The sequence below is a fragment of the Mycobacterium sp. NGS58 genome (assembly GCF_059812385.1).
Map to the genome: position 1 here is coordinate 17,657 of NZ_JCALCO010000026.1, position 19,922 is coordinate 37,578.

Sequence of the window (19,922 nt, forward strand, 5' to 3'; positions counted from 1 at the left end):
ATCGAGCCTTAACGCACTACTGCGCCCGACCGAGGCGTCAGGCGCAGTAGTGACCGAGCGTGCGATGCGGTTATCCGCCGCCGCCCTGGGTGGCACCGAGGGCGCCCTGCAGGTCGGGCTTCATCGCGTTGAGCTGGGCTCCCCAGTACTCCCAACTGTGGGTCCCGTTGGCGTTGAAGTTCCACACCGCGTTGTGGCCACCGGCCGCGTTGTAAGCGTCCTGGAACTTCAGGTTGCTGCTGCGCACGAAGTTCTCCAGGAACTCGGCCGGCATGTTCGCCCCACCGAGCTCGGACGGCGTGCCGTTACCGCAATAGACCCAGAGCCGGGTGTTGTTGCCGACCAGCTTCGGGATCTGGATGGTCGGGTCATTCCGCTGCCACGCCGGGTCGCTCGACGGCCCCCACATGTCGTTGGCCTTATAGCCACCGGCGTCGCCCATAGCCAAACCGATCAGGCTCGGCCCCATGCCCTGGGACGGGTCCATCAGGGCCGACAACGAGCCTGCGTAGATGAACTGCGCCGGGTGGTAGGCGGCCAGGATCATCGCCGACGAACCGGCCATCGAGATGCCGACCGCGGCGCTTCCATTCGGCTTCACACTCTTGTTGGACTGCAGGTATTGCGGCAGCTCGCTGGTCAGGAAGGTCTCCCACTTGTACGTCTGGCAGCCGGCCTTCCCGCAGGCCTGGTTGTACCAGTCGCTGTAGAAGCTGGATTGGCCGCCGACCGGCATGACGACCGACAGACCCGACTGGTAGTACCACTCGAACGCCGGGGTGTTGATGTCCCAGCCGTTGTAGTCGTCTTGAGCCCGCAGACCGTCCAGCAGGTACACCGCGGGAGAACCGTTGCCGCCGCTCTGGAACTGGACCTTGATGTTGCGGCCCATACCGGCGGACGGCACCTGCAGGTATTCGACGGGCAGACCCGGCCGCGAAAATGCGTTCGCTGTCGGGGCACCGCCGGCAAGACCGATCAGGCCCGGCAGCGTGGCTGCCGCGGCTGTGCCGACTAAAAGCCGGCGCCTCCAGGCCCGGATCTTCTCGCTCAGAACTGTCATACCTGCCCCTTGTCGATGTGGTCAGTGTGATCGTGATCTCACAGGAATTTACCGTGTGAGTCCGTCAAATGTCGATTGGGACGCGAACGCGTCTCGTTTTGGCATCGCTTTTCGCTTCACTATTTCGCCACCCGACACAGCCGGGCGGCTACAGGGGCATGCATACCCGCTGCGGCATAGCCCAACCCATTGGGGTCGAAAACGCCAGGCAGGACCCCCTGCCAGGCGCGATGAGCGCTCGGCACCCAGGCGATACGCCACGTCATACAAAACATCCAAAACCAGCTCAGACCGGATTGCGGCGCAGCTCGCCGCCGCACAGCCAGTGTCGCGCACTTGACCGTTTGAGGCGCCATCAACGCGCCGCGACACCGGCAATTATCTTCTCGGCCGATAAATCGATGTGGCTTCTGTGGCCCAGGGATTAATCGCCCGAATCGATGCGTGGGTCACCGAAGCTCGGTCGCCCGCTCCACCGCGCGGTGGCCGCGGACCGGCCCCCGCCCCGCCGCGGTTGACGGAGCGCCCTGTCCATCTGGAGATTCCTGACCGGGGCAGCCGGACTTGCACCGACCGCGTAGGCTCTCTCCAAGCAAGCCGATGAAGACCACGCTATCCCGGGTCTGTTCCGGCCCTCACGAATCACCGCACCTGCGGCTTCATGGTGCGTGTGGCTGAGGGCGTCGGAGACGCGGGACCGATTGGGGCATAGATTTGGACACGGTTCTTGGCCTGTCAGTGACGCCTTCCACCATTGGCTGGGTCCTCGCTGAAGGGCACGGCGCAGACGGCACCATCCTGGATCACCAGGAGCTGACGCTGCGCGCAACTCCTGGCATACCCGCAACGGGTACCGCGGAACAGATAGTGGAAGAGGTGCTGCGGGTCGACACCGCGGCGGCCGCTCGCGATCAGCGCCTGCGTGTCATAGGAGTGACCTGGAACGACGAAGCATCTGCGCAGGCGGCGCTCGTCTTGGAGGCGTTGACCGACGCTGGATTCGACAACGTCGTACCGATCCGGTATTCGGAGGCCATCGAGACGTTGGCTCAGGCCATCGGGCCCGTCATCGGCTATGAGCAGGCGGCGGTCTGCGTTCTCGACGATGACTGGGCGACCGTCGTCATGGTCGACACGCACGACGGAGAAGCGCAGATTGCGACCAAGCACGTGCGCGGCGGCTTCGACGGCCTGTCCCGCTGGTTGACCGGCATGTTCGAGCGCAACGGATGGCAACCGGGCGGAGTAGTCGTGGTCGGCGCCGACGACGACATCGATGAACTCTCCTGGCAACTCGAAAAGACCTTGCCGGTACCGGTTTTCGTGCAATCGATGGCCCAGGTGACCATCGCGCGCGGCGCGGCGCTCTCCGCAGCCCGCAGCACAGAGTTCACCGACGAGCAGCTGGTGCAGCGCCTCAACGAACCCGTTCCAGCGCTCACCCCGAAGCGGCAGCTGTCGTACGCCGGAGCCGTGAGCGCGCTGGTGGCCGGTGCCGTCACCTTCGTCGGCTCGGTATCACTGGCGGTGGGGATCCACGTCGGACCGGCCAGCGTGGCCGCCCCGCCCAAGCACGGTGCGCATTCCCCGCCGCATCAGATCGTCGAGGCGGCCACAGCCGTCGCACCGCTTCCGGCGGCCCCACCGACCAGGGTGGCTCCGCAGCCCAAGCCGCCTGCCGGAGAACCGGTTTCGGAGCCGAGCGCTCCGGAAGAACAGCCGGAGGCCGGCGGTGGACGCCAGTCGGACGGCGGCGGCCGGCAGCCGTACCTGACGCGGGTATTGGAGCACATACCCGGCGACACCGGCGATTCGGCCGTTGATTCAGCCCCCCACGACGCGACCGACCCGCAGCCCTGATCCTCTGCCGGCGCTCAATCGCCTTGGGCGCGAATAGCGGAGAACGTCAATGACACTTCATCTGCGACCTGGACAGAACCCATCAGCAGCGAGTAGGGCTTGATGCCGTAGTCGGACTGGCGGATGGTGGATTCTGCTGACATTCGCCACGAGCCCTCGAGATCTTCTGTGCAGAGCTCGATTACGTGGTCGCGCGATTCTCCCCGGATCTGCAGAATGCCCTTCAGGCGGTAGCCGTCGGCGGTCTTCTCGATGGCTTCTGCGACGTAACGAATCTGCGGGAATCGACTGGCCGACAACGATTTCAGGGCGTTGGAGCGCACCAGCGCCTTCTCGGCCCCGGACAGGCCCTTGACACCGCCTTCGCCGCGGAGCACTTCGAACGAGTCGGTCTCGACCACAAGCTCCGCGCTGACAGGCCGAGAGTCGGCCCAGCGCACGGTGGCGCGCCAACGTGTCATCGCGATGGTGAGACGATGGCCCATCCGCGCCGCCCTGCCGGCAACTCCGGTGTGCAGCAACAATTCACCGTCAGCCGGGCCGATCGTCCACACGGAGTCGTTGTCGGAGGTCACGGTGTGTCACATAGTCAAAACGGTGCGATAGTGCGCCCGACCATCTTCCAGAGCCGCATAGCCCTCGGCGGCTTGCGCCAGCGGTAGTTCTTCGATCCATGCCCGCACGCCGGACAGGACCGCGAACTGCATTGTGTCTTCGACTTCCTTCGCCGTCCCGGAGGGATGACCGACGATGCTGACCCCAGGGGTGATCAGCTGCACCGGGCTGATCGGCAGCGGTTCGGGCGTGACGCCGATGGTGACCAGCTCACCTCGGGGGAGTATGCCGCCGACCGTGGCCGCCATGGCTTTGGAATTGCCCGCGGTGGCCAGGACAACCGTCGCGCCGCCAAGATCCTTCAATGCCTCGGCGGGGTCGTTGGCCGTGGAGTCGATGTAGTGATGCGCCCCCAGTTTCCGGGCATCGTCAGCCTTGCCGCTACCGCGATTGATCGCGATCGTCTCGAAGCCCATCGCGCGCGCGAACTGCACCCCGAGGTGGCCCAGCCCGCCGACACCGAGAATCGCCACGCGATCGCCGGGCAGCGCCTTGGTGTGCCTCAACGCGTTATAGGTAGTGACGCCCGCGCACCCCATCGGGGCGGCTTCGGCGTCGGAAAGCTCGTCCGGGATTCGGGCCAGCGCGCTTACCGGCACTGTCGCCGACTCCGCGTAGCCGCCGGGATACTGCCAACTCGGCACCTTGCCGTTCTCGCAGTGGATGAACTGGCCCTTACGGCATTGGTCACAGTGGAAGCAGCATCCGCCGAACCAGCCGACCGCGACGCGGTCACCGACCGCGAAACCCACTACACCGTCGCCGGTTTCGGCGATTTTGCCTGCGATCTCGTGTCCCGGAGTCAGCGGCCACGATATCCCGGGGAACCCGCCATTGACAAAGTGCGCGTCGGTGCCGCAGATGCCGCACGCAGCGACCGTCAGGCGTACCTCGCCGCGCCCCGGCGGTGTCGTTTCCGCGTCGACCAGCTCCAAAGCTGCACCTGCGGACGGGACATGAACGGCTCGATGAGTGGGCATGCCCCTAGCTTGTCACCCCTGGGCCTGATGCGCGACAGGGCACTTCCCGGCCCCATCGGTGTGGTAGTCGACCTGCCAGTGCTTGATTCCGTTGAGCCAGCCCGATCGAAGGCGTTCGGGCTTGCCGGCCGATTCCAGATCAGGCATTGCATCGGCGATGGCATTGAACATCAGGTCGATGGTCATCCGCGCCAGGTTGGCCCCGATGCAGTAGTGCGCGCCGGTGCCGCCGAATCCCACGTGGGGGTTGGGATCACGCAGGATGTTGAAGGTGAACGGGTCGTCGAACACTTCCTCATCGAAATTGGCTGAGCGGTAGACCATTACGACGCGCTGACCCTTCTTGATCTGAACGCCGGACAGCTCGTAGTCCGCCAGCGCGGTCCGCTGGAATGAGGTGACCGGGGTCGCCCACCGGACGATCTCGTCGGCCGTCGTGACGGGACGCTCTCGCTTGTACAGCTCCCACTGATCGGGGAAGTCGGTGAAGGCCATCATGCCCTGCGTGATGGAGTTACGGGTGGTCTCGTTGCCGGCCACGGCCAACAGCATGACGAACATGCCGAACTCGTCGTCGGACAGCTTGTGGCCGTCGATATCGGCCTCGATCAGCTTGGTAACGATATCCGGCCCGGGATTCTGCGCCCGGTCGGCGGCCATCTGCATTGCGTAGGTGATCAATTCGATCGAGGCACCCATGGGGTCATTGCGGGCGAATTCGGGATCCTGGTCACCGACCAGTTCGTTGGACCAGTGGAAGAGTTTCTTGCGGTCCTCTTGGGCCACGCCCAGCAGCCCGGCGATGGCTTGCAGCGGAAGCTCGCAGGACACCTGTTCCACGAAGTCGCCGGAACCCTCTGCGGCGGCGCCGGCGACGATCTGCCTGGCGCGCTCGGCGAGGTCGTCGCGCAGCCGCTCGACGGCCCGTGGCGTGAAGCCCCGCGAGATGATCTTGCGCAGGTGGGTGTGCTGCGGCGCGTCCATATTGAGCAGCACGAACCTGCTCGTCTCGAGCTGCTCGCGGACCGTGCCCTCCTTGTAACGCGGCAGTGCAGTGTTCTCCAGGCTGGAGAAGACGTCGCTGCGCAGCGAGACCTCTTTGACGTCCTTGTGCTTGGACACCACCCAGAACCCGCCATCGTCGAACCCACCAGTCCCGATCGGCTGTTCGTTCCACCAAATCGGCGCGGTCCGGCGCAGCTCGGCCAGTTCTTCCACCGGCAGTCGCTCGGCGTGGATGTCCGGGTCGGTGAAGTCGAAGCCGGGGGGCAGATTGGGGACCGGCTTGGCGGTTGGCTCGACGGTTGGCATTGCCTGCTCCTCGATGACGAAGTGGTCTAGTCGTCCTTCAGCAAGGAAACCACTGCGGCACCTTGGTTGTGAAGCATTGATGCAAGATCGCCGGCCGCAATTGGAACGTGTTCTTGACCGGCGGTTTGCCACCGAGCGGTGGGTGTAGGCCGGCCTTCGCGGTCATGACCCGAATCGGTCTTGTGGCTGACGGTCCGACCGATATGCTTTGGTGCAGGTCACCGGCGACGACAGGCGGGGTAGGACATGATTCGGGAACTGCTCAGCGCCGCTTCGATAGCGGGCATCACGATCGGCTTGGCGCCGTGCGCGGCCGCCGGTTACGACGGCGACGTACCGGGGATGAACTATCAAGCCACGCTGGGCGCCCCGTGCGATAACTACGAGCGCTTCATCTTTGGGCGCGGCACCAGCGGCCAGGCTGAGGCCTGTCATTTCCCGCCACCGAATCAGTTCCCGGCGGCGACCACCGGATACTGGGTGATTTCCTACCCGCTCTACGGAGTGCAGCAGACCGGCGCGAAATGTCCGGGTTCGCAGGCGGCAGCGCAGACGCCGGACGGACTTCCCATGCTGTGCCTGGGAGCTCAGGGCTGGCAGCCCGGCTGGTTCACCGGGGCAGGATTTTTCCCGCCGAGCGGATAATCCGGCGCAGCCATGAACCGCAGTGAGCCCGGCGAACTGGTCGTGCCCCGCTGGCTGCGGTTCGTGCTGGCCTCAGATCGCGCCGGGTCGGCGTGGTACATCGGCACCGGGTTTTTCTTCGCCCCGGTGCTCGCCGTGCTCTCGCCCTGGCCCGTTGTCACCGCCGTGCTGTGGGTCGCCATCGCGGTGGCCGGGCTTTGGCTGGGGCTACTGGGCATCGCCATGGCCATCGGGCTGGCCCGAATAATGCGCTCCGGGGCCGAGATTCCCGACGATTACTGGCGCACGCTGGTGCATTACTGAGGCGCAACGCCGACGAGAAATGGCGCCCGCCACCCGTCTAGAGTCGTAGCAACCGTCCTGCCATAAAGGAGACTCGAGATGGCCTTCAATCCAAAAGATGCAGTCGACGCGGCGAGGGACATCGCGACCAACGCCGTCGAGAAAGCCTCCGACATCGTCGAACACGCCGGCGACATCCTCCGCGGTGACCTTGCCGGCGGCGCCAGCGGCATCGTTGCGAATTCGATCGACATCGGCACCTACGCGCTGGACCGGACGAAGGAAGTGTTCACCGGCCACGACGAAGTCGACGACGTCTAGGCGCGAGGCCCCGCATCAAACGGAGGCGGCCTCGTTGAGCTCGTCGAGCCGGTTGGTGGCTTCCAGGTACTCCTGCACCCAGCGCTCGATGACCGTTGAGGTCTTCTCCACCTTGGTGAACTGCCCGACCACCTGACCGACGGGGTTGAACGCCACGTCGACGGACTCGTTGGGGTACCGGTTGGTGGCCCGCACGGCCATGCCGGACACCATGTACTGCAACGGCATTCCGAGTGGCTTCGGGTTTTCCGGTGCCTCCCATGCCTCGGTCCAGTCGTTGCGCAGCATGCGGGCCGGCTTGCCGGTGAACGAGCGGCTGCGGACGGTGTCGCGGCTCCCGGCCTTGACGTAGGCCTCCTGCTGAACCGGGGTGTTCGAGGACTCTTCGACCATCAACCACTGCGATCCGGTCCAGGCGCCTTGCGCGCCAAGCGCCAGTGCGGCCGCGATCTGCTCACCGCTGCCGATGCCGCCCGCGGCCAGCACCGGAACCGGGGCGACCTCCTTGACGACCTGGGGCCACAGCACGATCGAACCGACCTCCCCGCAATGCCCACCGGCCTCGCCGCCCTGGGCGATGATGATGTCGACACCCGCGTCGGCATGCTTGCGGGCCTGCGACGGCGAACCGCACAGCGCGGCCACCTTCAGTCCGGCCTCGTGAATGTGCTTGATCATCTCAGCCGGCGGAGTGCCGAGGGCATTGGCGATCATCTTGACCTTGGGGTGCTTGAGCGCGACCTCGACCTGGGGAGTGGCCGTGGCCTCGGTCCAACCGAGCAGCTGCAGGGTGTCGCCGTCGCTGTCCTCGACCGGCACACCATGGTCGGCGAGGATCTTCTTTCCGAAGTCGAGATGCTCCTGCGGCACCATCTTGCGCAGCGTCTCGGCCAGCTCCTCCGCGGACAGGTGGGAGTCCATGCCCTCGTATTTGTTCGGGATCACGATGTCGACGCCGTAGGGGTGGTCGCCGATGTTCTCGTCGATCCACTTCAGCTCGATCTCCAGCTGCTCGGGAGTGAAGCCGACCGCTCCGAGCACGCCGAAACCCCCGGCCTTGCTGACCGCCACGACGACGTCGCGGCAGTGGGTGAAGGCGAAAATCGGGAACTCGATGCCGAGTTCATCGCAGATAGGGGTGTGCATTACAACTCCTGGGAGCTCGCCGAATTGGAACGTGTTCTAGTTTAGTACGAAGCTGACTGACGTGGCCAGCGGGCCCTGACCTGCGTCGTATCACTACGACCCGTCACCGTCGTCAGGCCGCGATGCCGTTCGCCACCCACAGGATGAGAAATACGAGCACGCAGGCGGCGCAGAGCAGGTGGTCCCGGCAGACCGATCGGGCCAGCCGCGTCTGCTCGGACGGACTGTCCGCGCGATGCCCGAGCCGCACGGCATCGGGAACCGTGTGCGTCAACGCCAACATGATCGGGATGCCGGCCAGCGGGGCAGAGGTCACTAGCAGCCACCCCGGATCGTGTCCGCGGGCCGCCTGCACCACCAGTGTGACCAACAGGGTGAGCATGACGAGCGCGATCAGACGGTTCATCGGCCGAGACGTAGTGGTCGCGCGGTGGTAGTACGCCGCGATGGCAGCCAACACGACCTCGGGCAGCTCGATCCCGGCCTTCCGGTAGCGGAGAACTTGAACGTCGAAAATCAAGTCCATCCACAACACGGCGAACAGGAACCCGCCGCAGGCCATGAGCAACGAGGCCATGGCGCTCACCCACCTCTGATCCATCCCGGGCACAGCGCCGCAGCGCAGTCCACTTGGACCCATTGTTCTCGGCAGCGCAAGAGGTGCGGAGTCACCGGAACCGTTGGCTGCAGCTCGCGGTCGGCGACGACGCACGCCGACGAGCCAAGCGTCGGATGCCTTGATCCGGTGGCGAGCAACCAGGTAGCGTAGTGCTGCCAATTACGAAACTACGCGTAGCGTAATTGGCATCCAGCCAACGAGAGGATCGGCTTGATGCGCAGCCGCTACGCGGGCGATCCCTTCACCACATCGACACCCGAAATTGCTGCCGCACTGGAGGACGTCAGCGTCCCCACGCTGCTGCTCTCGCTCGTCCATATCACCGGCGACCCACGCTTCATCCGCGACTTCAAGCAGATGGGCATCTTCCTCAACGAGATCCAGGGATTCATGTCGGAGGAGGACAAGGCGCGGGCCCGCAACGAAGCCCTGTCGGTGATCGCCGGGTATCGGGACCGCGGTTGCCCCGAACCGCAGCCGCTGAGCGCCGAACTTCTCCGGGAAATGATGGATTGGGCGGCGTGCGAGCACGTTCCGGACGACTATCTATCGCTGGTTTGTGAAGAACTCGACCTCGACGGCGTCGATCTCCGGCGCCCCGCGGCGTTGCCGGCCGAGCGGGCCGCTGAACTTCCGGTCCTGGTCGTCGGATGTGGCGAATCCGGCATCCTCGCCGGCGTCCGCCTCAAGCAGGCCAACATTCCGTTCGTCATCGTGGAGAAGAACGCGGGCCCCGGCGGAACATGGTGGGAGAACAGCTATCCCGGCGCGCGGGTGGACGTGGCCAACCACTTCTATTGCTACAGCTTCGAACCCAACAACGACTGGACACACTTCTTCGCGGAGCAACACGAGCTGCAGGACTATTTCACCAAGGTCATCGAGAAATACGGCCTGGCTGAGCACGTGCGTTGGCGGACCGAGGTTACCGCGGCCGAATGGAACGACGACGACGGTACCTGGACAATTTCGCTGCACTCGGCCGACGCCCAGACGACCATCGTGCAGGCACGTGCGCTGATCACCGCGGTCGGCCAGCTGAATCGTCCCAACATTCCCGGCTTCGACGGGGCGGACACCTTCCAGGGACCGTCCTTTCACTCGGCGGCCTGGGATCACTCGGTAGACCTGACAGGCAAGCGGGTCGCGGTTGTCGGCGCGGGCGCCAGCGGTTTCCAGATCGCGCCGGCGATCGCCGATGAGGTGGAGCACCTAACCGTGTTTCAGCGCACCGCACAGTGGATGTTCCCCAACCCGATGTATCACGACGAGGTCGCCGACGGTGTGCGCTGGGCGATGCGCCATCTTCCGTTCTACGGGAGGTGGTACCGCTTCCTGGTGCTGTGGCCCGGCTCGGACAAAGGTCTGGATGCCGCCGAAGGCGACCCCGGCTACGCAGACCAGGATCACGCCGTCAGCGACATCAATGCCGCCGCGCACATGATGTTTTCGCAATGGATCACCAGCCAGGTCAACGAAGATCAAGAACTGCTGGCCAAGGTGATGCCCGACTATCCCGCCTGCGGCAAACGGACCCTGCAGGACAACGGCAGCTGGCTGCGAACGCTGCAGCGCGACAACGTCGAATTGGTGCGCACGGCCATCGAGAAGATCACGCCGCACGGCATCGTCACCGTCGACGGCGTGACGCATGACGCCGATGTCATCGTGTACGCCACCGGGTTTCGGCACACCGACGTGCTGTGGCCGCTGAAGGTCACCGGACGAAACGGCACCGACCTGCATCAGATGTGGGGAAGCAGGCCATACGCATACCTAGGGATCACCGTCCCGCAGTTCCCGAACTTCTTCATTGTCTACGGGCCGGGAACCCACTTGGCTCACGGCGGCAGCCTCATCTTCCAGTCCGAGCTGCAGATGCGCTACATCGACCAGTGCCTGGCCCGGCTGGCCGAAACCAACGTGCATTCCATCGAACCGAAACCGGAAGCCGCCACCGATTGGCACCGGCGGACACAGGCACAGATCAAGAAGATGGTGTGGTCTCATCCGGCCGTCAAGCACTCATACTTCAAGAATGCCGACGGGGAGATCCACACCGTGAGCCCTTGGCGTCTCAACGAATACTGGTCGGCGGTGCGCGAGCCCGATTGGTCACAGTTTTCAGTGCGAACGAAAGATTCCGCGCAACAAGGGAAGTGAGCACGCCATTATGCGCACCGTAGTCGTCGACGGGCCCCACAGCATCCGGGTCGACACCCGACCCGATCCAGTCCTGCCCGGGCCCGACGGGGCGATCGTCGAGGTGACTGCCGCCGGGATCTGCGGATCCGACCTGCACTTCTACGACGCCGACTTTCCCATGCCGGACCCGATTGCGCTCGGCCACGAAGCCGTCGGCACCGTGGTCGAAGCCGGACCGCAGGTGCGCAACGTCAAAGTCGGCGACCAGGTCATGGTGTCGTCGGTGACCGGCTGCGGTGCGTGTGCCGGGTGCGCGACCGGCGATCCGGTGATGTGCCATTCCGGTTTTCAGATCTTCGGCGGCGGTGTACTCGGCGGTGCGCAGGCCGACCTGCTCGCGGTGCCCGCCGCGGATTTCCAGCTGCTGAAGATGCCCGAGGGCATCAGCACCGAGCAGGCGCTGCTGCTCACCGACAACCTGGCCACCGGCTGGGCCGCGGCGCAGCGGGCTGATATCCCATCTGGTGGCACGGTCGCGGTGATCGGCCTGGGCGCGGTGGGCCTGTGCTCACTGCGCAGCGCGCTGTTCCACGGTGCAGCAACGGTTTTCGCTGTCGATCAGGTCGATGGCCGGCTGGAGCGCGCCGCCCAGTGGGGTGCCACACCCCTGAAAGCCCCCGCGCTCGAGGCCATCCTCGCCGCCACCGAGGGCCGGGGCGCCGACGCGGTGATCGACGCCGTAGCCACGGACGCCTCCCTGACCGATGCGCTCAACGCGGTGCGCCCCGGCGGCACCGTCTCCGTCGTCGGTGTGCACGACATGAATCCGTTCCCGCTCAACGCCTTGGGCTGCCTGATCCGGAGCACGACGATGCGTTTCACCACCGCGCCGGTGCAGCGCACCTGGCCGGAATTGGTTCCGCTACTGCAGTCGGGCCGCCTCGACGTCGACGGCATCTTCACCACCACAATGCCTTTGGACGAGGCGGCCAAGGGCTACGCCACCGCCGGGTCGCGATCCGGTGACGACGTGAAGATTCTGCTGAAGCCCTAGTCGTTCACCTGGTCGCCGTGATGTACTGCGACCGCATGAAACTGTCGATCTTCGCATCGACCTCCGGCGGGGTCATGCCATAGCCGACTTGCAGATCGAGCGTGCTGCGGACGGGTTCGACGGCCCACGCATGGGCCGTGAGCCACTCCGCCGGGTCCGACTGGGGTTCATACGTCAGCGCCGAAAAGTCCACGTTGCCAGACACATTGACCCCCGGGTGATTGGTCTCCAGAGCGTGGAGCTGGTCGTGGTCGAGTCGCGATCCCAGCGCTCCGATGGCGATCCGGCTGCCCGGTGCGCTGAGCCCGCTGATCCGGGTGAAGAGCGCGTGCTGAGCCTCGTCGGTCAGGTACGGCAGCAGCCCCTCCACCGACCAGGCGCTCGGGCTCTCCACGTCAAAGCCGGCCGCTTCCAACGGTCGCGACCAGTCGGTGCGTAAATCGGCGGCGACGTCGATCCGGCGGGCCTTGGGCGTAGCACCCTGTTCTGCGAGAACCCGGGCCTTGAATTCGAGGACCTTCGGCAGATCGACCTCGAAGACCCTTGTGCCATCCGGCCATGAAAGCCGATACGCCCGCGAATCCAGCCCGGCGGCGACGATCACCGCCTGCCGGATGCCCGCCGCACCGGCGGTGTCAAAGAAGTCGTCGAAGAACCGGGTCTGAACTCCGTACAGGCGGGGAAATGCCGTCTCGTCGTCGGAAGTACCCGGATTGGCAAGCACCCCGGCCAAATACGGGTCCCGCGACGCATCGATGAAGACTTTCGCGTATTCGTCGCGCACCAATGGCTGCGGGCTCAGGGCATGCAGCGCACGCCATCCGGCCACCAGCAGGGCGGTATATCCCACACTGCTGACGATGTCCCAGTTGTCGTCGTCCGAACGGAGCGACCCGAATTCGGGTGGCCTGCTCATGGTTGCCCCTCCCGTCGACTCGGAGCTGAAGCCGACGTTTCCACGGTACCAAGCCGAGCCGGTCTCAAAGCTCCAAAAGCACCGTAACCGGACCGTCGTTCACCAGCTCCACCTGCATGTTCGCACCGAAGACACCGGTCTGGACTTCGGCACCGAGTTGACGCAGCGCATCGGCGAACTCCGCCACCAGCGGCTCTGCGACCGCTCCCGGAGCGGCCGCATTCCATGATGGCCGGCGGCCCTTGGCGGTGTCGGCGTACAGCGTGAACTGACTGACGACCAGGACGGGGGCATCGACGTCGGATGCGGAGCGCTCATCGGCGAGAATCCTTAGTTGCCAGAGCTTCTCGGCGAGCCGCCGGGCCTTTTCGCGATCGTCGCCATGGGTGACTCCGATCATTGCCACCAGGCCCTGCCCATCCGGGCGGATCGCCCCGACTTCTGCGCCCTCGACCGAGACCGTTGCCGACGAGACCCGTTGCACCAACACCCGCATGGGCCTCGATGGTGCCAGATTGCCCGGTTGATGGTTGGGTACGCTCGTTGGGTGTCTGTGCTCGTTGCGTTTTCCGTCACCCCGATGGGGGTGGGCGAGGGTGTCGGCGAGATCGTCGCCGAAGCGGTTCGAGTGGTTCGCGATTCCGGGCTGCCCAATAAGACGGATGCGATGTTCACCGTGATCGAAGGCGAAACCTGGGCGGAGGTCATGGCGGTGGTGCAGCGCGCGGTCGAGGCCGTGGCCGCCCGAGCGCCCAGGGTCAGCACGGTGATCAAAGCGGATTGGCGCGCCGGAACCAGCGACGCACTGACGAAGAAGGTCGCCACCGTCGAGCGCTATCTCTCCGAGAGTTAGTCCGGCATCGCCGATCGAAACGCCTCAGCGGCCGCATCTCCGTGGACGGCGAAGACCACCTTGCGCAGTGACCCCGGTTGGTGCCGCCGGACGGCGGCGACCATCAGCCGCGCCGCCTCGTCGAGCGGAAATCCGCCGACGCCGGTCCCGAACGCGACCAGCCCGAGCGAGCGGCAGCCGAGCTCGTCGGCCTTGCGCAGCGTCGAAGCCGTGGCGGCGGCGATGATGTCCGCCGAGGTCGGGCCGCCGAGCTCCATCGTCGCGGCGTGGATGACGTAGCGCGCGGGCATGTCGCCCGCCGTGGTCTCGACCGCCTCGCCGAGTCCGATCGGCGCCTTCTCGGTTGATTCCCGCTGCACATCGGGTCTACCCGCGCGCGCGATGGCCGCGGCGACGCCGCCACCGTGGCGCAGCTGCGTGTTGGCCGCGTTGGCGATCGCGTCGAGTTCGAGCTTGGTTACGTCAGCCTGAAGTACCTCTAACTCGATCATGGGCTCATTGTCCTCGCACCCCATCAGTAGGCTCGGGGCGGTGAGCGCACGCGCAGGAATCGTTGTCACCGGAACCGAGGTCCTCACCGGACGGGTCCAAGATGCGAATGGCCCGTGGATCGCCGACCGCCTCCTAGAGCTGGGCGTCGAGCTGGCCCACATCACCATCTGCGGCGACCGGCCCGCGGACATCGAAGCGCAGCTTCGGTTCCTCGCCGATCAGGGCGTGGACCTGATCGTCACCAGCGGCGGCCTGGGGCCGACGGCCGACGATATGACGGTTGAGGTGGTGGCCCGGTTCTGCGACCGCGAGTTGGTGTTGGACGCCGAGGTCGAGGAGAAGATCGCCAACATCCTCAAGAGGCTGATGGCGCGCAACCCCGCATTCCAATCCGCTTTGGATCCGGGCACTTTCGAGTCGCTGCGGGCCGCCAATCGCAAGCAGGCCATGGTGCCCGCCGGGGCGCAGGTGCTCGACCCGGTCGGGACCGCTCCCGGCGTCGTCGTGCCCGGCAAGCCGGCGGTGATCGTGTTGCCGGGTCCGCCGCGCGAGTTGCAACCCATGTGGCAGACGGCCATCGAGACACCCGCAGCGCAGGAAGCGATCGCCGGACGGACCGTCTACCGGCAGGAGATGCTGCGCATGTTCGGCTTGCCGGAGTCGGGGCTGGCCGAAACGCTGCGCGACGCCGAACAGGCCGTGCCCGGCTTCGGGCAACTCGAGATCACCACCTGCCTGCGGCGCGGGGAGATCGAGATGGTCACCCGTTATGAGCCGGAGGCCGCCGACGCGTATGCGCGGCTGGTCAAACTGCTGCGGGAGAGGCACGGCCATCAGCTCTATTCCGAGGACGGCTCGCGCGTCGACGATCTGGTCGCGCAGCTTCTGGCCGGCCACCGGATCGCGACGGCGGAGTCCTGCACCGCGGGTCTGCTGGCGGCACGGCTGACCGACCGCCCCGGCTCGTCGGATTATGTGGCCGGTGGTGTCGTGTCCTACTCGAACGAGGCGAAGTCCGAGTTGCTCGGCGTTGATCCGGCGCTGATCGAAGCGCACGGCGCGGTGTCCGAGCCGGTGGCCGAGGCGATGGCTGCGGGCGCCCTGCAGCGCTTCGGGGCCGACACCGCGGTCGCGATCACCGGGATCGCCGGCCCGGGCGGGGGGACGGAAGAAAAGCCGGTGGGCACAGTCTGTTTCAGCGTCACGGCCGGCGACCGCGCCGACACCCGCACGCTGCGGCTTCCCGGCAATCGCTCGGATATCCGGGAGCGCTCGACGACGGTGGCGATGCACCTGTTGCGGCGCCTACTGGGCAACACCGAATAGCGTCACGCCACTTCGCTTGCCAGGAAAGCGCTTTCGGTTGTGCCGAACCGGACCCCGGTGGCGTCCTTCCCGATCAGCGTCAGCACGGCGACGGTGATGAGCACCGGCACGATCGTCGCCGCCAGCGCGAACGGGTAGCCGTGTGATTCGGCGAGGCGTTCCTGGATCGGCAGATTGAATGCCGCCAGCAGGTTTCCGAGTTGGTAGGTCACCCCGGGGTAGAGGCCGCGGATGGCGTCCGGGGACATCTCGGTGAGGTGAGCGGGTATGACGCCCCACGCACCCTGGACGAACAGCTGCATCAAGAACGAACCCAGGCACAGCATCGCCGCGCTGCGCGAGTACGCGAACAACGGGACGATCGGCAGCGCCAGAATCGCACAGAACACGACGGTGTAGCGGCGGCTGAATCTCTGTGACAGCGTGCCGAAGACGAGGCCCCCGATGATCGCGCCGACGTTGTACGCCACCACGATCCACTTGACCGTCGTGCTGGAGAGACTTGCGCCCTGGTTGGCGTGCGCGCCCAGGAAGGTCGGGTAGACATCCTGCGTGCCATGGCTCATCCAGTTGAAGGCCGTCATCAGCAACGCCAGGTAGATGAACCGCCGGATGATCGCGCCGCTGCGCAGCACATCGCGGATTCGGGTGCTGGTGAGCTTCATCTGGTCCTGCGCGGCTTCCCACACCTCGGACTCCTCCACCCGATAGCGAATGACCAGGCTGATCAGGGCAGGCACGATGCTCAGGCCGAACAGCCACCGCCACGACAACCCGAGCCAGTCGATCACCACGAGCGAGGCGACGCTCGCCAGCAGGTAGCCGAATGCGTAACCCTCCTGCAGCAGACCGGAGAAGAACCCGCGTCGCTCCACCGGAACCTTCTCCATCGCAAGCGCGGCGCCGAGCCCCCACTCGCCGCCCATGCCGATGCCGTAGAGCAGACGCAGGATGATCAGGACGGTGAAGTTCGGCGCGAACGCGCACAGGAAGCCCACCACGGAATAGAACATGACGTCGACCATCAGCGGCATTCGCCGGCCGACGCGGTCGGCCCACAGCCCGAAGATCAGCGCGCCGACGGGACGCATGATCAGGGTTGCCGTGGTGACGAATGCGACCTCGGCCTTGCTGTGGTGGAACGTCTTGGCGATGTCGGCGTAGACGAGCACCACGATGAAGTAGTCGAAGGCGTCCATCGTCCAGCCCAGTAGCGCTGCGATGAAAGAGTTCCGCTGATCGGCCGTCAACCGCTGTGTGGTCACGTCAGCATCGTGCAGTACGCGGCGCAATCCCGCGACCTGTTCCACGACGCGGACTCCGGGAGTAAGTTCCGGATACATGCGGATCATCGATGCCGACGGGCATGTAGCCGAGAATTCCTCGCTGGCAATCGAAGCGATCAAGCGATGGCCGCAGCACGTGAAGCTCAGCATGGACGGCCGGCCGGGTTTGACGCTCGAAGGCCGCAACTACCCCGAGGACACGGGGCCTGGCGCGGGTTGCCCACCCGAGCACGGGATCAGCAATGCTCCGGACATCAATTGCCGTTCACCCGAAGGCGTGCTGGGGGACGCGGATCGCGATCACATCGACACGATGGTGCTCTATCCGAGCATGGGGCTGGCCGCGCCCAGTCTCGAGGATCCGGAATTCGCCGCGGGATTCTCGCGCCTGTACAACCAGTGGATCGCGGATTACTGCGCCTCGACGGGCGGGCGGCTGCGCGGCGTCGCCGTGACACCGATCGAGCACGGTCAGGCGGCTATCGACGTGATGACCGAAGCCAAAGAGCTTGGCCTGATTGCGACTCTGGTGCCGCCGGCGCTGAAGAGCCGCAACCTCGACCATCCCGACCTCGACCCCTTCTACGCCGCGGCCGTGGAACTCGGCATGCCGTTGGGCGTGCACGGCGCCCCCGGCATCCATCTGCCCAAGATCGGTGTGGACCGCTTCACGAACTACATCCAGGTGCACTGCGTCAGCTTTCCGTTCGACCAGATGACGGCGATGACCGCGATGGTCTCCGGCGGCGTCTTCGAGCGTCACCCGGAGTTGCGGGTCGCGTTCCTCGAGGCGGGCGCGGGTTGGGTGCCGTTTTTCATGGACCGGCTGCACGAGCATTACGAGAAACGCGGCGACTGGGTGGAGCGCGGTTGGCGGCGCGATCCGCACGACTATCTGGCCGCGGGCAACATCTGGGTGACGTGCGAGCCGGAGGAGCCGATCCTGCCCGGGGTGATCGACGTGCTGGGCGACGAGTTCATCATGTTCGCCAGCGACTACCCGCACTGGGACGGTGAGTGGCCGGAGAGCACCAAGCATTTGCGCACGAGAGCCGACATCAGCGAGGCCTCCCGGGAAAAGATCGGTGGCTTGAACGCGCAGCGCTTCTACAACCTGAACTGAGCGGCCCTACTCGGCGTCAGTCGGGTCAAATTCGATTTGGCAAATGCTCAGACTCGGCCACGGTTGAGGTAATGTTCTGCGCGCAGCTGGTTTGCCGGGGTCACCGTGTGTGCCCCGGCATCGAGTGGGGGCGCTGGTATAGGCCCATCGTGAGAGGGAACCCGGTGTGAATCCGGGACTGTCCCGCAGCGGTATGCAGGAACGACCGCCGTCATCGGCACTGGTTTAAAGACTGGGAAGCGACGGCCATTAGGAGCACCGTTCTCGGTGTGTGCCTGCGAGTCCGAAGACCTGCCAGTTGCGCCGGGCGCGCCGCGTCCGGCGTGCGCGTCGCCTCGTGGATTGGGCAGATGGCCGTTGGCAGGACAGCTGTGACGCCGATCTATCGGTGCGCTGATCGAGTCTGTGGCTGAACGTCTTTTGGAGCGACGAGCATCCCGTCGTATCGAAGGACGATTGATGACACAGCCGCCATTAGCCACAACCACCCTTGCCGCGCCTGGCTTGACCGCCCACGGCCTCGGGGCTGAGCGAACGAGCCGTCAGTCATGACCGCCATGGTGGATTTTGGCCTGTTGCCGCCCGAAATCAACTCTGGGCGCATGTATTCCGGAGCGGGCTCGGCCCCGCTGATGGCCGCCGCGGCGGCGTGGAGGGGAATTGCCGCGGAGCTGCGATCGATGGCACTGTCCCAGAGCTCGGTGATCGCGGGACTGATTGATCAGTGGCACGGTTCGGCGTCAGCGGCGATGGCCGCCGCGGCAAAGCCTTATGCGGCATGGATGAGCGACACAGCCGCCCAAGCCGAGCAGACAGCCGTGCAAGCCACCGCAGCGGCGATGGCGTTTGAAACCGCGTTCGCGGCGACGGTTCCCCCGCCGGTGATCGCAGCGAACCGTGCCATGCTGACGTCGCTGACCGCGGCCAACTTCCTGGGCCAAAACACCGCCGCCATCGCGGCCACGGAAGCCGACTACGGCGAAATGTGGGCCCAGGACGCCGCCGCCATGTACGGCTACGCCGCCGATTCGGCGGTCGCCTCGGCGGTATCCCCGTTCACCCCGCCACCGCCGACCACCGATGCGGCAGGGCAGACCACGCAGGCGGACGCGGTCAGTCAGGCCACCGCGAGCTCGGCAGCGGCGAACACGCAGACAGCCCTATCGCAACTGCAGACAGCGGTGCCGGCGACGCTCGAGAACCTCGCGACGCCGTCCTCATCGGCGTCGTCACCCATGTCGGACATGATCGACTGGTTGGGATTCGGCGGAGCGGATTTCTCGAGCCCGAAGGGCATCCTGAATTTCCTGGCCGGAACGGATGGCTCGCCGATGGGTGCTTTCCTCAACAACAACCTGTTGAACACGATATTTTCGTCCGGGTTCTACATGCCGGGGAACTACCTGGGCACCATGACCGACCTCGCCGGCATGGCGGGCTCGAGTGGCGCAGCGAGCGCCGGCGAAGCTGCGGCCGAGGGCGCGGCGGCCGGAGCGGGATCGCTCGAAGCCGGGCTCACCACCGCGGTCAGCCCTCTGGAGTCAACCAGCCTGGGTAGCGCGGTATCGGCGGGCCTGAATCAGGCGTCCTCGGTTGGGGCACTGTCCGTGCCCTACGGATGGACCACCGCCGCCCCGGAGATCACGCTTGCCACCCAGGCGTTGCCGAGTAACGGTCTGGTTGCCGCCCCCACCGCCGCGGCAGGGGCCGAGGGAGGTCTGCTCAGCGAAATGGCCCTGGCGAGCATGGCGGGACGCGGGATGACCGGCATGAGCGTGGGCGGGCGCCCCATGGGCGTCACCGCTCCTGCGAACCGCCCGTTGCCCATCGTGATCGTGAAACCACCTGCGTCCTGCGCCGACTGAACGGATCCGCGGGCCATTTG

At 65.8% G+C, this 19,922-nt stretch carries 20 protein-coding genes and 1 riboswitch; of the genes, 10 read left to right on the top strand and 10 right to left on the bottom strand.

Features of this window, described 5'->3' with window-relative positions; translation table 11 throughout:
- Positions 1 to 70 precede the first annotated feature (70 nt).
- Positions 71 to 1,063, bottom strand: a complete 993-nt coding sequence (gene ag85B / locus AC5Y4H_RS21520; RefSeq protein WP_499984818.1) for a diacylglycerol acyltransferase/mycolyltransferase Ag85B — start codon at positions 1,061 to 1,063, stop codon at positions 71 to 73.
- 714 nt (positions 1,064 to 1,777) lie between these two features.
- On the opposite strand from ag85B, the gene AC5Y4H_RS21525 reads away from it, so the two are divergent.
- Positions 1,778 to 2,923: a DUF7159 family protein gene (locus tag AC5Y4H_RS21525; RefSeq protein ID WP_499984820.1), complete on the top strand. Its 1,146-nt coding sequence runs from the start codon at positions 1,778 to 1,780 to the stop codon at positions 2,921 to 2,923.
- 14 nt (positions 2,924 to 2,937) lie between these two features.
- On the opposite strand, the gene AC5Y4H_RS21530 is transcribed toward AC5Y4H_RS21525, so the two are convergent.
- Genes AC5Y4H_RS21530 through AC5Y4H_RS21540 form a run of 3 tightly spaced genes read right to left on the bottom strand, consistent with a single transcriptional unit; the run spans position 2,938 to position 5,829 of the window.
- Positions 2,938 to 3,498: a YceI family protein gene (locus AC5Y4H_RS21530; RefSeq protein ID WP_499984822.1), complete on the bottom strand. Its 561-nt coding sequence runs from the start codon at positions 3,496 to 3,498 to the stop codon at positions 2,938 to 2,940.
- A gap of 6 nt (positions 3,499 to 3,504) precedes the next feature.
- Complete coding sequence (locus tag AC5Y4H_RS21535; RefSeq protein WP_499984824.1) at positions 3,505 to 4,518, bottom strand: alcohol dehydrogenase; 1,014 nt, start codon at positions 4,516 to 4,518, stop codon at positions 3,505 to 3,507.
- Between the two features lie 12 nt (positions 4,519 to 4,530).
- A complete protein-coding gene (locus tag AC5Y4H_RS21540; RefSeq protein WP_499984826.1) occupies positions 4,531 to 5,829 on the bottom strand; it encodes a cytochrome P450 in 1,299 nt (432 codons plus the stop codon).
- A 246-nt stretch (positions 5,830 to 6,075) separates the two neighbouring features.
- On the opposite strand from AC5Y4H_RS21540, the gene AC5Y4H_RS21545 reads away from it, so the two are divergent.
- From AC5Y4H_RS21545 to AC5Y4H_RS21555, 3 genes are all read left to right on the top strand, one after another.
- Positions 6,076 to 6,474 carry a hypothetical protein gene (locus tag AC5Y4H_RS21545; protein WP_067356000.1) on the top strand — a complete coding sequence of 133 codons (399 nt, stop codon included), beginning with the start codon at positions 6,076 to 6,078 and terminating at the stop codon, positions 6,472 to 6,474.
- Positions 6,475 to 6,486: 12 nt separating this feature from the next.
- Positions 6,487 to 6,777, top strand: coding sequence for a hypothetical protein (locus tag AC5Y4H_RS21550; protein ID WP_499984829.1), 291 nt, complete (start codon positions 6,487 to 6,489; stop codon positions 6,775 to 6,777).
- Positions 6,778 to 6,855: 78 nt separating this feature from the next.
- Complete coding sequence (locus AC5Y4H_RS21555; RefSeq protein ID WP_499984831.1) at positions 6,856 to 7,077, top strand: Rv1893 family protein; 222 nt, start codon at positions 6,856 to 6,858, stop codon at positions 7,075 to 7,077.
- Positions 7,078 to 7,092: 15 nt separating this feature from the next.
- Here the strand turns inward: AC5Y4H_RS21555 and AC5Y4H_RS21560 are convergent, their stop codons facing one another.
- Together AC5Y4H_RS21560 and AC5Y4H_RS21565 are read right to left on the bottom strand one after the other, a co-directional pair.
- Positions 7,093 to 8,223: a nitronate monooxygenase gene (locus AC5Y4H_RS21560; protein ID WP_067355990.1), complete on the bottom strand. Its 1,131-nt coding sequence runs from the start codon at positions 8,221 to 8,223 to the stop codon at positions 7,093 to 7,095.
- 112 nt (positions 8,224 to 8,335) lie between these two features.
- Positions 8,336 to 8,800 carry a hypothetical protein gene (locus AC5Y4H_RS21565; RefSeq protein ID WP_499984836.1) on the bottom strand — a complete coding sequence of 155 codons (465 nt, stop codon included), beginning with the start codon at positions 8,798 to 8,800 and terminating at the stop codon, positions 8,336 to 8,338.
- 255 nt (positions 8,801 to 9,055) lie between these two features.
- On the opposite strand from AC5Y4H_RS21565, the gene AC5Y4H_RS21570 reads away from it, so the two are divergent.
- Both AC5Y4H_RS21570 and AC5Y4H_RS21575 read left to right on the top strand, forming a co-directional pair.
- Positions 9,056 to 11,005, top strand: coding sequence for a flavin-containing monooxygenase (locus AC5Y4H_RS21570; protein WP_499984840.1), 1,950 nt, complete (start codon positions 9,056 to 9,058; stop codon positions 11,003 to 11,005).
- Positions 11,006 to 11,015: 10 nt separating this feature from the next.
- A complete protein-coding gene (locus AC5Y4H_RS21575; protein ID WP_499984843.1) occupies positions 11,016 to 12,041 on the top strand; it encodes an alcohol dehydrogenase catalytic domain-containing protein in 1,026 nt (341 codons plus the stop codon).
- Positions 12,042 to 12,045: 4 nt separating this feature from the next.
- Here AC5Y4H_RS21575 and AC5Y4H_RS21580 read toward each other — a convergent pair whose 3' ends face one another.
- Together AC5Y4H_RS21580 and dtd are read right to left on the bottom strand one after the other, a co-directional pair.
- Positions 12,046 to 12,957 carry a class I SAM-dependent methyltransferase gene (locus AC5Y4H_RS21580; protein WP_499984845.1) on the bottom strand — a complete coding sequence of 304 codons (912 nt, stop codon included), beginning with the start codon at positions 12,955 to 12,957 and terminating at the stop codon, positions 12,046 to 12,048.
- A 64-nt stretch (positions 12,958 to 13,021) separates the two neighbouring features.
- Positions 13,022 to 13,453: a D-aminoacyl-tRNA deacylase gene (gene dtd, locus AC5Y4H_RS21585; protein WP_499984847.1), complete on the bottom strand. Its 432-nt coding sequence runs from the start codon at positions 13,451 to 13,453 to the stop codon at positions 13,022 to 13,024.
- A 51-nt stretch (positions 13,454 to 13,504) separates the two neighbouring features.
- Between dtd and AC5Y4H_RS21590 the strand changes: the two genes are divergently transcribed.
- The gene (locus AC5Y4H_RS21590) at positions 13,505 to 13,810 is read left to right on the top strand and encodes an MTH1187 family thiamine-binding protein (RefSeq protein ID WP_499984849.1); all 306 of its coding nucleotides are present in this window, start codon (positions 13,505 to 13,507) and stop codon (positions 13,808 to 13,810) included.
- On the opposite strand, the gene AC5Y4H_RS21595 is transcribed toward AC5Y4H_RS21590, so the two are convergent.
- Positions 13,807 to 14,301, bottom strand: a complete 495-nt coding sequence (locus AC5Y4H_RS21595) for a macro domain-containing protein (RefSeq protein ID WP_499984851.1) — start codon at positions 14,299 to 14,301, stop codon at positions 13,807 to 13,809. The genes AC5Y4H_RS21590 and AC5Y4H_RS21595 overlap by 4 nt on opposite strands.
- Before the next feature lie 40 nt (positions 14,302 to 14,341).
- Here AC5Y4H_RS21595 and AC5Y4H_RS21600 point away from each other — a divergent pair, with 40 nt between their 5' ends.
- Positions 14,342 to 15,628, top strand: a complete 1,287-nt coding sequence (locus AC5Y4H_RS21600) for a competence/damage-inducible protein A (RefSeq protein ID WP_499984853.1) — start codon at positions 14,342 to 14,344, stop codon at positions 15,626 to 15,628.
- Positions 15,629 to 15,630: 2 nt separating this feature from the next.
- Here AC5Y4H_RS21600 and AC5Y4H_RS21605 read toward each other — a convergent pair whose 3' ends face one another.
- Positions 15,631 to 16,893, bottom strand: a complete 1,263-nt coding sequence (locus AC5Y4H_RS21605; RefSeq protein WP_499984855.1) for an MFS transporter — start codon at positions 16,891 to 16,893, stop codon at positions 15,631 to 15,633.
- Between the two features lie 76 nt (positions 16,894 to 16,969).
- Between AC5Y4H_RS21605 and AC5Y4H_RS21610 the strand changes: the two genes are divergently transcribed.
- Both AC5Y4H_RS21610 and AC5Y4H_RS21615 read left to right on the top strand, forming a co-directional pair.
- Positions 16,970 to 18,037 carry an amidohydrolase family protein gene (locus AC5Y4H_RS21610; RefSeq protein WP_499984858.1) on the top strand — a complete coding sequence of 356 codons (1,068 nt, stop codon included), beginning with the start codon at positions 16,970 to 16,972 and terminating at the stop codon, positions 18,035 to 18,037.
- Between the two features lie 117 nt (positions 18,038 to 18,154).
- A riboswitch (cobalamin riboswitch) is annotated at positions 18,155 to 18,350 on the top strand.
- Between the two features lie 235 nt (positions 18,351 to 18,585).
- Positions 18,586 to 19,902 (top strand): PPE family protein, encoded by a 1,317-nt coding sequence (locus AC5Y4H_RS21615; RefSeq protein ID WP_499984860.1) that lies wholly within the window; start codon positions 18,586 to 18,588, stop codon positions 19,900 to 19,902.
- Positions 19,903 to 19,922: the final 20 nt, after the last annotated feature.

Excerpts from the sequence above, each read along its gene's own strand:
- ag85B (WP_499984818.1), bottom strand. The coding sequence starts at position 1,063 with ATGACAGTTCTGAGCGAGAAGATCCGGGCCTGGAGGCGCCGGCTTTTA.
- AC5Y4H_RS21535 (WP_499984824.1), bottom strand. The coding sequence starts at position 4,518 with ATGCCCACTCATCGAGCCGTTCATGTCCCGTCCGCAGGTGCAGCTTTG.
- AC5Y4H_RS21540 (WP_499984826.1), bottom strand. The coding sequence starts at position 5,829 with ATGCCAACCGTCGAGCCAACCGCCAAGCCGGTCCCCAATCTGCCCCCC.
- AC5Y4H_RS21545 (WP_067356000.1), top strand. The coding sequence starts at position 6,076 with ATGATTCGGGAACTGCTCAGCGCCGCTTCGATAGCGGGCATCACGATC.
- AC5Y4H_RS21550 (WP_499984829.1), top strand. The coding sequence starts at position 6,487 with ATGAACCGCAGTGAGCCCGGCGAACTGGTCGTGCCCCGCTGGCTGCGG.
- AC5Y4H_RS21555 (WP_499984831.1), top strand. The coding sequence starts at position 6,856 with ATGGCCTTCAATCCAAAAGATGCAGTCGACGCGGCGAGGGACATCGCG.
- AC5Y4H_RS21560 (WP_067355990.1), bottom strand. The coding sequence starts at position 8,223 with ATGCACACCCCTATCTGCGATGAACTCGGCATCGAGTTCCCGATTTTC.
- AC5Y4H_RS21565 (WP_499984836.1), bottom strand. The coding sequence starts at position 8,800 with ATGGCCTCGTTGCTCATGGCCTGCGGCGGGTTCCTGTTCGCCGTGTTG.
- AC5Y4H_RS21570 (WP_499984840.1), top strand. The coding sequence starts at position 9,056 with ATGCGCAGCCGCTACGCGGGCGATCCCTTCACCACATCGACACCCGAA.
- AC5Y4H_RS21575 (WP_499984843.1), top strand. The coding sequence starts at position 11,016 with ATGCGCACCGTAGTCGTCGACGGGCCCCACAGCATCCGGGTCGACACC.
- AC5Y4H_RS21580 (WP_499984845.1), bottom strand. The coding sequence starts at position 12,957 with ATGAGCAGGCCACCCGAATTCGGGTCGCTCCGTTCGGACGACGACAAC.
- dtd (WP_499984847.1), bottom strand. The coding sequence starts at position 13,453 with ATGCGGGTGTTGGTGCAACGGGTCTCGTCGGCAACGGTCTCGGTCGAG.
- AC5Y4H_RS21595 (WP_499984851.1), bottom strand. The coding sequence starts at position 14,301 with ATGATCGAGTTAGAGGTACTTCAGGCTGACGTAACCAAGCTCGAACTC.
- AC5Y4H_RS21610 (WP_499984858.1), top strand. The coding sequence starts at position 16,970 with ATGCGGATCATCGATGCCGACGGGCATGTAGCCGAGAATTCCTCGCTG.
- AC5Y4H_RS21615 (WP_499984860.1), top strand. The coding sequence starts at position 18,586 with ATGACCGCCATGGTGGATTTTGGCCTGTTGCCGCCCGAAATCAACTCT.